A 12,168-nucleotide genomic window follows, 5' to 3' on the forward strand; every position below is an offset into this window, starting at 1 on the left:
ATAGAATTTCTATTTTATTTCAACATTTACATTTCCCTGTATTTCGACATCTCCTTCAGTTATCGCCTTTCCATTGTGAATGATGTTTTCGAGAACTAAATTAGAAATCGTATTACGAGCATCCTCCGAACTGACAACAAGCTTATTCTTAAAACCAAAACGGTCATCAAACCGAATGTTTTTGAAAAGGATATTTTCCATCCGGCAACCTTCTTGGTGGGTGGTTGACTGAAATACATATATCGGACATCCACTCTCTGCGATTTTCATATTGTCGACCTGTATATCACTGAACGTGATATTTTCAATCGGCATTGCCGTTCCTCCTTCCGACAAAGGTTCCTGCCCGACAGAAAGCATCGTTCCTGTTGATTCCAGCACAATGCAATTCTTAATTTCGCAATCACGAATCGAATACATCCACTCCCCTTTAGTTCCTGCCTCCGGTCCTACCATGACACAACGAGCCAAATCGCACCACAAAAGGCAATTGTCAACTTGCACATGATTGGTATTCGCTTTCGCACCACCATAAAGCCCGAGGACTTTCAACGAGACACAGTCGTCATACGTACGGACAAAGCAGTCTTTCACTGTAGCCCCCGTACTACATGTCAGGTCGATACCGTCACCATTCAATATCCAGCAGATGATGTTTACATTATCAATCACCGCATCTTTCGTGCCATATAACGCCAATGTCCAGTTGGGCGAATCAATCAAAGTCACATCTTTTATCTTGAAATTATTTATCACTTTCGTATTATCGGCCACTCTAATCAGCCGTGCCCCTTCGGCATACAAACTGCCTGTATGCGGCAATTTCTCTCCGGAGATTATGCCGTTTCCGGCTATGGTTACATTATCTCCCGTCACCTCGATACATGTATAGAGCACAGCACCCTCATCGACATACAACGTCTGATTGTCCGTCAGCACCAATTTGCTGACTACATGTTCTCCCGGTCCGCAATAAATTACGTCTCCACTACTTTGAGCCGGTTTATCCTTGTCAGGACGTCCGCCCAGCAAGAACAAATTATGTTGCCTGTCTCCATCAAATTCTACCGATACTTTGCGTTTCTCATAACCGGGCAATGAGAACTCTATCATATTATCCGTGATTTTCTCTACCGGAATCTGATAAGAAGAAGGACGTACCTCCACTCCCTTAAATGCCGTTCCGCGTTTTTCCACACGTACTTTCACCGTACCTTCAAAAGGATTAATGACACGGGCATAACTCATTGTGTCTCGCAATTTCTTGGAGTTATTCCAGTCATTCCAAATCCTGTCGTGGTTCTTCGCATCCGAACAAAGCGCTTTGCGTACATCTATTGCCCGCCAGCGTCCGCCTTGTTCCACATATACATTATAGAAGGAACTCGCGTTGATATATTCCTGTCCGTCAGCCCACATATTCATGAACGGATGTGAGCTGGAGATGGTCCGGTCGCTATCATACCGTGAAGTCTCGTAAGTCATCACACTGGTTTTCAAGTCCACAATCAGTTTCACTTCATCCCCACTTTGGATAAAATGTTCCAGTTTGATACTTCCCTCACATGCGGTTCCATCGGTATAAGCAGCCGAATAAGAGAGCGTCCAATTCCCCTGCCCCAATATCGGGAACAAAGTAAACGAACCGCTATTCTGCCCTTTCGGAAGCGTTATTTCTTTTTTCTGCAAAGAACGGCGGCCTTCCGTTTTCAATGATGAGACATACAGCACATCCGTCATACCAGGTATCCGGAGCGTAAGGGATTCAAAGTCATCCGGTGCGTTCAGCACATTGACCATCAGTTGGGCTGTGACAGGTTCAAGCCTGACAACCGACTCATTTATCAATGATTTGCTGGCATATATCCGGGGGATTTCCCCGGATATGTTTTTCACTGCCACATAATAACCCTCCGCATTACCTCCGGCAGCCCCCGGCGAAATCTCCAGATTCCCGTCAGTCTCATACGCCAAAATTGTTTTGTAAGTTCCGGCAGCCGTTATCTCCTGCAAACCGGCCTCATCTCCTGTCGTTTGAAAAGCAGTACAATTACTTTTGTCAAAAGCATAGAATACATGAGGCCACGAAGCCACTTCCGTATTTACATTCTCATAACTAATATTTATACCAGTCAGTCCTTCATTCTCATTTCCACACGATGAAAGAGGTAGCATCAGGCAAGACAGTAAGCCTATTATCAACATATTATTCTTATTCATACAATAACTACATTTACCAATCTGTGTTCTGAATCAGATTTTCATTCCGATTCATTTCTCCGTTTCCTATCGGATAATAATTCATCTTATCGTCCCACACACGCTCCTGAACCAAGTATTTCTCTTTTGTAATCACGTCATTGGCATCCTTGCTCAGTCTCAAACCATATATTTTCACAGTTTGGCTGCCAATCTTCCAGCGCCGTATGTCCCAAAAACGATGATTCTCGAAAGCCAATTCCACCCGACGTTCGTTACGCAACCGCGTACGGAACGATGTCTCATCTATGTTTTCATCCAATCCCTGCATAAAAGAACGGGCACGAACCGCGTTCACAGCAGCTACAGGAGACATATCGTATCTCTTTCCATCCCAATCGCCGGTGAAGTTCGGATTACCGGTTGCTTCGAACAATGCTTCCGCATAGTTCAGATAGACCTCCGCATACCGGAACATCGGAAATATATGTCCGAAAGAGGTAATCGTTCCCGTTCCCTCATCGATATTGGTATCTTCCTGCAAAAGCTTTCTCAAATAATAGGAAGTAGGAGAAGCACCGTCCTGAGGCGCACCGTTCCGTCCGCCGTCAAAACTTTCAATAAGGTCGTTTTTGAACGACATGCCATTCGCCAGAAGCGTCTTTGCGAAACGCGGGTCACGCTTCGACGGGTCTAAAACATCCTCCTGATGCTGTTCCCAACTGAACGGAGTACCATCCGCCATATCAAACGCTTCCACCAGGTTTTCCGAAGGACAAACACCCGAGTTGCCTCCCATACCTACCGGGAAGTTGGCATACTCGAATTGATTGCCCGCACTCAGCCGCCTGCCGAAAATCAGTCCTTGCGCATTTTCATTATTAAAGACCTGTTCGTCCACTAACTTGTAGATATTCGCATCCATCAGTTCTTTGGCGGCTTCCGCTGCTTTGGCCCATTCGGAAGAGTTGCCGGACGGATTATTCAACGGGCTCGCTGCATAAAGCAAAACACGTGCTTTCAAGGCCATGCAGAACCCTTTGGTGACACGTCCCAATTTAGCGGACGGCGTGTCCTTCCAAGTTTCCGGCAACACCTTGATGCAAGGTTCGAGTTCCTTCACAATCCAGTCTGCCGCTTCCTGATAAGAAACCGGTTTCAGATGATTAACCTCTTCGGTGGTAAACGTCCGGTCGGCGATAATGATTTGGTTGTAACGCCTTAACAATTCAAAATGAAAATACGCGCGCAACACTTTCGCTTCCCACGGGTAATATCTCAATTCTTTCAAGTTCTGCTCATAATTGGTCGTCCACTTGGAATCCGGGAAATCATCCGGACAATTCTCAAGAAAATAATTCGCACTACGGATAGCACTGTAATAATGCGCCCACTGGTCGTCAATCAGCCTGTTAGCCGACCAACTGCCGTCATAAAAAATCTTCACGGGGTCGGCACTCCAGGCATAGACCGCATCGTCCGTCGCACAGTCACGCAAAGTGCCCAATGCAGACAACTCGTCCGGTAAACCGGCATATACATTCGTAATCCCCATCGCCACACGGGAGAAATCGCTAAACAAAAACTTCGTGGTATGATATTGGGATTCATCAATCTCCAAATCATTGCATGCCGCCAACCCTCCGGCCAGACAGCCTAAAAAAAGAATTTTCTTATATAGTTTCATAGTTTACTCCTCCTGTTAAAAAAAGACATTCATTCCTATCTCATACGTACGTGCGGAAGGATATCCCATACTAATATACTCCGGATCAAATATCTTTATATTGTCTATAGAGAAAAGATTAGTGCCACGCAAGAAGAACTTACACTCCGACAGTTTCATTTTTCCAAAGTTCAAGTCACGCATCCGATAATAAACTTCCAGTTCCCTCAATTTAAGGAAATCACCTTTCTCCGTCCATATCTGGCTGTTGAGGTAATTGTTGGCATTGTCCAACGTTGTCAGACGGGGATATTTACCGGAAGGACGCTCTGCCGACCAATAATTTTCCAAATAGTGTTTGGAGATATTCTTGTTTCCTCCTGCCAATGGTACGTAAACACTTGACAAAGCGGTAGCCACCGTCTTATTCGCTACCCCTTGGAAGTAGGCATTGAATCCTAAGTTGCGATAATCCGCACCAATCTGAAAGCCGTAATTGATTTCCGGCAATTCAGACCCCAACTGGTAAGTATAATCATAGTTATCTATCTTGCCATCCTTATTGAGGTCTTTATACTTCACATCGCCCGGTTGCGGGTTCTTGATGAAAGAGTTTACGGGAAGCCCGTCGCTCAAGGTTCCGTCTGTCTTGAAATCCGACTGCTGGTAGAAACCCTCCGCTACCAGTCCGTAATAACGTCCGATAGCGTTGCCTGTCTGATACATATAAGCATAAGGCTGATAAGCCTCCTCCATGTTGGTTATCTCATTCTTCGCATAAGAGAAGTTACCGCGCACGTAGTAACCGAAATTGCCGATACGCTGATTCCAACCTAATGAGAATTCCGTTCCATAGTTTTTCACCTCACCCGTAAACACATCGGGCACACCGATGCCGACTACGGAAGAAATAGTCCCGCTTCCATTCGTACGGATATTAGTACGTTTGTTGTAGAACACATCCCATTCGAATGTCAACCCTTTCAGCAAACCCAGTTCTATACCCACATTTGCCTTATACTCTTTCTCAGGCTGGATATGGACGGAAGGAAGTCTGCCTTCACCCATACCCTGAGCGGCATTGATGCCTGTATAGACAAACCAACTGCTGGTGCTGCCGTTGAACTGCTTATCCATATCATACGCAAGATTAGCGTCCATTCCGACAATACCGTATGAAGCACGCAACTTCAGGAAATCGAGGTTTTTGAAGTTTTTCATAAACGCCTCATTGGATATAATCCATGCAGCGGAAAGAGCAGGATAAAGTCTGAATTTATTTCCGGAAGGCAATTTGCTGCTTGCCGAACAGGAAAGTACACCATTCAACAAGTAACGGTCGGCATAATTATAGGTAGCGTTCAGTATATAATCATGGTGTACGAAAGTCTGGTTGGCACCCGTATAACTGAGGTAATTGCGGTTGAATATTCCTGCCACTGAGAAAGCATGCTTGCCTATCCGGCGGGCATAATCAAGTTTTGCCCACAAAGCCATTTGCATATACTGCCAGTTTAATGTACCGTTATTGAACTTCAATGGAGAATCCGTTCCATAAGCCGTGCGGGAGTATCCGGTGATATTCTTCGCGGCATCGTATTGCGGGTAGACTTCGTAGTAAGAGTAGGTTTTACTCTTTACATCGTTGATTTCGGCATGGTTGTCGTAAGCCACACGCACTTCCGCTTTCAGCCCGTCAAGCCACATAGACAAATCCTGGCGCAAAGTCAGGTCGCCGGACAACAGACGGGAGAAAAGAACATTACTTCCGGTAGCCATTTTGTTGGCCAACGGGTTATTGAACACTTTAGTACGCACCCATTTTCCGTCTTCCGCACGCACGGGAATACCGACTGTCGGCGTGGTATACATATCCGTCAGGTCTATTCCACCGCCAGGCTGTTGCAACTGCTGAATACGCCCCATCAGGTTCAGCATCAGTTTGGTCTTCGGAGTAAGATCCGCTTCAAGATTCGTACGCAATTTCAATGCATAATATTCAAGTTGCGTAGAATAGTCGTCATTCAGCTTCGTATTGTCGAAGAATCCCCGATTGCTGGTATAATTGGTATATACGTAATAACGCATATTCCGGCTGCTTCCATCGAAAGATAGATTCACATCGTGATTGAAGGCAACGTTTCTCAACAACTCTTTCTGCCAGTCTACGGTAGGAATCACCGTATTTGTCCCGTCTGCCAGCGACAGAATATCACGTTGTGAATAATAAGGAGACAGACCGTCATTTGCCAACGCCTCATTCAATGCACCTGCATACGCTACCGGATCAGCCATTTCAGGAATACGGAAAGGAGTTTGCAACCCCATACTATACCCGCCATTCATCCGGAATTTATGTTCACCACCTCGCTTGGTGGATATACAGATGACACCGTCAGCCCCCCGAACACCATACAATGCCAACGCCGCAGCATCTTTCAGTACACTGACGCTTTTCACTTCATCTACATGAATCGTAGAGGCATCTCGTTGGATACCGTCTACCAGCACAATCACATTATTGCCGCTAAAGGAACCTCTTCCGCGGACATTTACCCCCGGCACACTCCACGATGGCCAAGGAGAAGTTTCTCCCGGCTGCGACACCGTCAGTCCGGGAATCAAGCCATACAGGGCACCTAAAATCTGCGACTGCCCGGAAGCCTCAATCTCTCCCGCCGTCACTCCGTTGATGGCAGAAGCGCTCAGTTCCTTCGTCACACTTTCATTAAATCCCAAATCGAATACCTGATGATGGGCATCCAAGCGTACAGCCATGTTCGGCTTATCAATCGTTATCTGACGCGAGAACATAAAATCTTTCGCCAATGTGGCCTTCACGCCTTTCTCTACAGAAAAGCGGATGATACCGTCGGCATCGGTCACATAATATGCCTGATCGCCTTCCACCTCCATCACGACTTCCTGCAACGGGCGATTCTGACCGTCGGTCACCCGCAAAGTTACATCCAGCTGCTGCGCATTTGCCAGACAGGAAATGCCGATGGACAGCATGATTATAAAATATATCCTTTTCATTGTCATTATCTTTTTTATAAGCTATTAGTTATTTACCAACCGGGATTCTGAATCAGTCCGTATCCCTTATTGATTTCATTGCTCGGGAAAGCGCTGAGATACCACTTGGGGCTCCAGTTCTTTTTCCAATAACGAGGATTCAGTTCCGTAGGCTCCGAGAACAGCAGCCCTTCGGGGTTGGTGCTGGAAGAACCTTCTTTCAGTTCGATAGTGATGCCATACAATGCCTTTTGGAAAATATCGGCACGTTTCCACCTCACCATGTCGAACCAGCGCGTCTCTTCAAAATACAACTCGCGTGCACGTTCGTCCAGAATCTCTTCGCGCAGTTTGGGGTCACCGTCCGAGGGGGCTTCCGGATAATCGGGCAAAATCTTATCCGCTTGCAGCCTGCCGAGCAGACCATCACTCATATCGGGAAGTCCGGCACGATTGCGTGTTTTGTTCAGCCATTCATAGGCTTCGACTTTCTGTCCCAGTTCATTGAGCGCTTCCGCATAAATCAGATAAATTTCCGCTAAACGCAGGTAAGCATAGTTGGATGGTACATCAAACAGCGTGGTGGAATTGTAATCCCAAATGAACTTGCGGGAACAGAAACCCGTTATGGCACGCACACTTGTGGCCTGCGCACGCTCACGACCGCCTACCCACATCTCCGCCAAACGTCCCTGGAATCTATCACCGGCAATCATCACCGATTCATACAGGCGAGGGTCACGGTCCACAAACGGGTTGTCATTCAACGTTCCTTCGTGCCCGTTCGTTCTAATCCATTCGCGATATAAAGCCGGTTCACCATTGGCATACGGAAACAAATCTACAAAGTTCAGCGTGTTGCATCCGGCTCCCCATCCCCGGCTCTGTCCCGGTTCGTCGGTAGGACCGAAAAATACGGTATGATAGAACGGACGATAAGTGGCCGTATGACGACCGGTAGCAATAATAATCTCTCCATTGTGCCTGTCCGAATAGCAACGGCTGAAAGCCGTACGGGGATTGCCGGAATTTTCTACCAATTTATAAGTATCACCGTTCAATCTGTTCTCATTAAAGAATGCCTGACATGCATCCGCCACGTCCTGCCAGCGCTTCTTGTCATAATTGCCGAGCCATACCATGTAAGGGATGTTTTCCGCATTCAGTTTTTCGATGTTTCCTCCCTGCGGCGTACCCATCGCCATATAAGGTTCGTTAGCATTGAACAACGGACTGGCAAGATACTGCAACACACGGCATTTGAGTCCCATGGCAGCAGCTTTTGTAAAGCGGCCGTCGTCTGCCGGCGATACGCTCCACGGAAGCATACCGGCAGCCTCCTTACAGAGTTCGAGAATATATTCCGCCACTGCCTTCACCGGCTGCCGCGAATAGTCCGCACCGGCATCGCTCTCTACGTTTACCGAACTTTTCAAGAGAGGAACTCCGCCGAAATGACGCATCAGTTCGTGATAATGACAAGCGATAATCATATATGCCTCTCCTTTGCGTACTATCTTGTCTGCTTCCGACATATCGGGCACCCTGTCTACATTCTCTATATAAAGGAATGCTTTGCGAATCCCCCTGTAAGCCAAATCCTGGGAAGGATTGAAGCCGAATTTGGTATTGGCGTTGTTGTTTTCGACCTCTGAGTTGTATTGTCCGGCGTAATACATATTATAGACGCCCCCCCATGTGCAATAAGATTCTATCAAATCAGTCAATGCATCCAGATTGTCGGACCCCAAGCGATTGCCGGCATCCGGATAATCGCAAAAATACTCGCCATACCAAGAGGGATTGTACACACTCAAGCCACAACGCAAAGTGGAGTAAGCAGAGTTCAGTGCCCTGTCGGCATACACTTTGGAAGAAAAGATAGTATCTACCGTCACGTCCACGCCCGGTGCTTTGTCCAAGAAAGAATCTCCAAACCGCAAATCGCTACACCCCGCAAAGGCGCACGAAAGCAACAGAAGCAAATAGATTTTATAATTGTTTTTTCTCATATTTCACTGTATATTAGAACTGAATATTAAAGCCCATATTATAAATACGGACATTCGGATAATCATTGGTGAACTGTCCGTTCTTGTATCCCGCAATGCCTTCCGGGTCGATATCAATATCCGCCAGGTCGGAGAAGAGGGTCAGCAGGTTGTAACCGTTCACAAAGAATTTCAGCGAGCTGACTCCGCATTTGCTCAAAAAGGGATTGTTGCGGAAAGTATAGGAAAGTTCCGCTGTCTTCAGGCGCAAGTAGCTACCGTCCATCATCCACAAATCCGAATTCGTAAGATAATGCGTCTTGTTCATAAAGGTGATTCGCGGAAAACGGGCATCCTGATTTTCCGGAGTCCAGCGGTTGTCGGCCAAGTATTTCAATATCGCACCGCTGTTGGATTCGCCGAACGGTGTACGGTATTCCTTACCCAATATACGTGAAGCATTCCATGCTCCCGTCCATTGCATGGAGAGTTCAAAGTTCTTCCACCTTGCGCCGTACACGAATCCCATTACATATTCCGGCCGTTCGCCGTAACCGAAATAAGTGATGTCGTTGCCGTCTATCACATTGTCGCCGTTCAGGTCTTTGAACAAGGCATCTCCCGGCCGGGGATTACCTAAAGCCATCACGGGTGTCAGTTGCTTGCCGTTCTCATCCTTCTTCAGACTTCCGTTTTCGTCAAAATCACTGTCGGCCAGGAAGCGGTCGAACAAGTATCCTCTATTCAGTCCGGTGCTGCGTCCGGTCTGTGCCATCCAAGGATAGTTGGGCACCACTTCGTCCATGTAAATGATTTTGTTCTTGGAATAAGAAAGATTCGCCTGCAACCAATAGTCTACTTTGCCGGCTTTCGAGTTCCATCCCACAGTGACTTCGTATCCCTTGTTGTTCACTTTGCCCAAATTGATGAGAGGCAACTGCACATCAGTTATGTTCGGCAATGTGTTGCGCGTAGAAAGGATATCATAACGACGCTCAAAGAACAAGTCTGCCGTAATGCTGAGTTGCTGATTAAACATACGGATGTCGATACCGTAGTTTTGCTTCTTCACTTTCTCCCACGATACGTTCTTATTACCGATTCTTTCGGCCACAGCACCCACCAGTATGGAAGGGCTTGTCTGGTTGCCAAACTGCCAGGTACCCAACGATGACCATGCTTCGTTATATGCCGACCATGAATCGTTGAGGTATAAGAAGCGGACACCACTGTATTTATCATTTCCCACCAAACCGTAGGAAGCGCGAACCTTCAGGAAATCAAGCCACTTGAGTTGCTTCATGAAAGGTTCTTCCGAGAGAATCCAACCGATGGAAGCTGCCGGGAAAAAGCCGTAGCGTTGTCCCGGTGCAAAATTCTCGGAACCGTTGTATCCGGCATTCAAGTCGAGCAGATAGCGCTGTTTGTAGTTATAGGTGAGACGTCCCACATATCCTACGTAAGCCGTAGGAATCTCCGTATTCTGCCATGGATAGTAGGTTTTCGACTGATTGTAGAGGAAGAGGGCGGACACTTCGTGATTGCCGAACGTGCGTGCATAGTTCAAACTTCCTTCGAGATACCAGTTGCGTCCGCGACCGGTCGAAGTGTTGTAAGAAAGCGGTTCGTTCAGGCCGAAAGAGCCTTCCATCTGATAGACAATCGTATTGTCGAACATCGGATTAGAGATGTCCATGCCCGGCTGAGTGAAATAAGCCATATACAAAGGAGTGACAGCAGGATTTCCACTTGTCGGGGCACGAGAGACGGTGACACTGTAGTTCGTGTTGTATGCTCCTTTGATATTCATGCGAAGCCCTTTGGTGATAAAGCCAAGTTCTTGGTCGAGACTGAGGTCAATATTCAGGTCGTTGTCCGTCTTCTTATCATAACCATAGTTATAATAGAAATCCAGTCCGCTGGAGCCGGAGCCGATAGAGATGTACTTATCGTTCGGCTTGGTGATACGCATACCGTTCACGAATCCCGGACTCGAATAAGGAGTAGACCACATAATCTTCTGCCACAGATTGTCCTGCCGGGGACTTCTTCTGCTGCCTACCCGTCCGCCCAAGTTCAGTTTCAATGTAGTGGTTTTCGACACATTCACATCGACATTGGCACGATAGTTATAGCGGCTGTACATATAGTTGGGGTCGTAATTCAGGTCGAACTGTTTTACCATACCGTCCTGATGCAGGTATCCCAAGGATACGAAGTATTTAAAGCGGTCTAAACCTCCGGAGATGGTGACGTTGTGCTGCGTCTGCCAGGAAAGGTTATTAAAAAGATAATCGCTCCAGTCCGTATTCGGGAAGATAATCGGGTCGGCATTGGTGCGGAACATCTCAGTGACGTAGGGAGAGAAAGCCAATTGGTCGTCCTGCATGTTCGGATTGTCCGAACGTTGCGCTTCCGTGTAAATGGAAGCATGTTCGTAGCTATCTGCCGTATTCAGGTTTCTCAACGCCTGCGTCAATCCGAAGGAAGATGACCAGGAGATTTTCGGTTTGCCCGTTGTTCCGCGGCGGGTGGTCACCAAGATAACACCGTTGGCACCGCGCACACCGAACACGGCTGTCGAAGCAGCATCTTTCAATACAGTGATGCTTTCCACTTCGTTCGGGTCCATCTGAAAGAAAGAGCGCTCTACACCGTCCACTAAAATCAACGGTTTGGAAGTCTCCTCGGACAAAGAACCTGTGCCACGCACGTAGATATTCGGGTCTTCGGCACCCGGCTGGCCGGAAAGCTGCACCGTAGAAATACCACTGACAGCACCTGCCAAAGCATTACCCAAACTCCCGCTCGGAGATTTCAGCAACTCTTCTCCACGCAGGGAAGAAATGGCACCGGTGACGGACACTTTCTTCTGTGTTCCGTATGCCACTACTTCCACCTCGTTCAACTCATTGTATTTTTCAGTCAGGCGGATTTCGATACCATCCCGTCGGGTTACTCTTGTCTCCGCAGATTCATATCCGATGTAGGAGACGATCAGAATGACGGGATTCACCTCTGTAGGAACCGACAAAGTGAAATGTCCGTCCACATCCGTCACCGTACCCAATGCCGTCATACCTTTCACCACAACAGACGCACCAATCACCGGCTCCGAAGTCAGCGCATCCACTACCCTTCCTTTATACACAACTTTCTGTTCCGCATCGGCAGATGCCATCGCCACCACCGGAGAAGCACCGTCAGCGCTACTTCCTGCAAGCGTTGTCGTATTCATGCACAGCATGCACATACAGGCAGCCGTCAGCATATATTTTTTTCGATTCATAGTAG

General features: G+C 47.3%; 5 protein-coding genes. All 5 read right to left on the reverse strand.

The window, feature by feature from the left end; translation table 11 throughout:
• Positions 1-9: 9 nt before the first annotated feature.
• From BQ7997_RS11210 to BQ7997_RS11230, 5 genes are read right to left on the reverse strand one after another with little or no spacing between them, the layout of a single operon-like run.
• The gene (locus tag BQ7997_RS11210; RefSeq protein WP_083589215.1) at positions 10-2,220 is read right to left on the reverse strand and encodes a glycosyl hydrolase family 28 protein; all 2,211 of its coding nucleotides are present in this window, start codon (positions 2,218-2,220) and stop codon (positions 10-12) included.
• A 13-nt stretch (positions 2,221-2,233) separates the two neighbouring features.
• Positions 2,234-3,886 (reverse strand): RagB/SusD family nutrient uptake outer membrane protein, encoded by a 1,653-nt coding sequence (locus tag BQ7997_RS11215; RefSeq protein ID WP_044653200.1) that lies wholly within the window; start codon positions 3,884-3,886, stop codon positions 2,234-2,236.
• A gap of 15 nt (positions 3,887-3,901) precedes the next feature.
• Positions 3,902-6,904 carry a SusC/RagA family TonB-linked outer membrane protein gene (locus tag BQ7997_RS11220; RefSeq protein ID WP_073346565.1) on the reverse strand — a complete coding sequence of 1,001 codons (3,003 nt, stop codon included), beginning with the start codon at positions 6,902-6,904 and terminating at the stop codon, positions 3,902-3,904.
• Between the two features lie 32 nt (positions 6,905-6,936).
• Entirely contained in the window at positions 6,937-8,895 is a 1,959-nt protein-coding gene (locus tag BQ7997_RS11225) for a RagB/SusD family nutrient uptake outer membrane protein (RefSeq protein WP_044653201.1), read from the reverse strand.
• Positions 8,896-8,908: 13 nt separating this feature from the next.
• The gene (locus tag BQ7997_RS11230; RefSeq protein ID WP_083589220.1) at positions 8,909-12,163 is read right to left on the reverse strand and encodes a SusC/RagA family TonB-linked outer membrane protein; all 3,255 of its coding nucleotides are present in this window, start codon (positions 12,161-12,163) and stop codon (positions 8,909-8,911) included.
• Positions 12,164-12,168: the final 5 nt, after the last annotated feature.

Origin of the sequence: Bacteroides congonensis (assembly GCF_900130125.1) — a bacterium.
Lineage (GTDB): Bacteria > Bacteroidota > Bacteroidia > Bacteroidales > Bacteroidaceae > Bacteroides > Bacteroides congonensis.